Source organism: Herbiconiux daphne, from assembly GCF_024979295.1.
Classification (GTDB): Bacteria; Actinomycetota; Actinomycetes; order Actinomycetales; family Microbacteriaceae; genus Herbiconiux; species Herbiconiux daphnes.
In genome coordinates, this window is record NZ_JANLCJ010000194.1 from 1 (window position 1) to 950 (window position 950).

Consider the following 950-nt stretch of genomic DNA (forward strand, 5'->3'; position numbering starts at 1 on the left):
CACGGTCAACGTCACCAACTTCGTAATCGCCAAGCATGGGCTGGTTTCGATGGCAAAGACAAAGGCGCTTTGACTTTTGGTCGTCAGATGGGGGCAATCTACAATGTCTCCGGTATGTCTGACGTAGCTCCAGAAGTGTTGTCTGGTTACACCGCAGCTCCAGATCAAGGTTTCTTACAACGTACTGATAATGTAGCGCAGTACAAGAACACCTTCAACGGAGTCACTGTTACTGGTCAGTACAAGCTGGCTGGTCACGGTCACAAATCCATTGAGTCCGGTAAAGCTATTCATGAAGGTGCTGGCTATGCCACATCTATCGTAGCTGATAACATCAATGGCAGCGGTGTTGGTGCAGGCGCAGCGTTCTCTACTGTTGAATCTGTTAGCGGTAAAGACACTCAGGTATATTCTGTAGGCACGAACTATAATGCCAACAACGTGTATCTGGCTGCGACTCATACCGGTGGTAAACTCACCACGGATAAGCGTTTCCGTGATGATGAGGTGATCGGTCAGTATAACTTTGAGAATGGAGTTAGTCCTTCCATTGGTTATATCGACACCAAAACCGACGTTCGCAAACAGTATGTTGAAACAGGTCTGACTTATACGTTCAATAAGAACGTAAAAGCTGCTGTTGATGCAGGCTGGGGTGTTGGTCAGACTAACGATCGCATCATTAAATCTGGTGTTTCTTACTCCTGGTAAGGTGATATGCTAGAAAGCGCTATCTTAAAAGCGCGTAAATTGGTAGAAGCAGGGGTAGAGGCATCTATCCCTGTTATCAATAACGCTGCTAACTATGTAGCGAAAGCTACAGCATCTACCAATCAACCGACCCGTCGTGTTGATCCTTTATCTCTCGTCAATAAGAAGGCATATTCTATGACTGATACTACCCTGAATCTGGTTAAAGGCGGTACTCTCAACCTCACCAAAGCAACTGG

2 protein-coding genes are annotated in these 950 nt (G+C 46.2%); both read left to right on the forward strand.

Features of this window, described 5'->3' with window-relative positions:
• A partial coding sequence (locus N1032_RS24030) for a porin (RefSeq protein WP_259542975.1) occupies nucleotides 1–711 on the forward strand: 711 nt, incomplete at its 5' end.
• A gap of 6 nt (nucleotides 712–717) precedes the next feature.
• Nucleotides 718–950: hypothetical protein (locus N1032_RS24035; protein WP_259542977.1), on the forward strand; the 233-nt coding region annotated here is incomplete at its 3' end.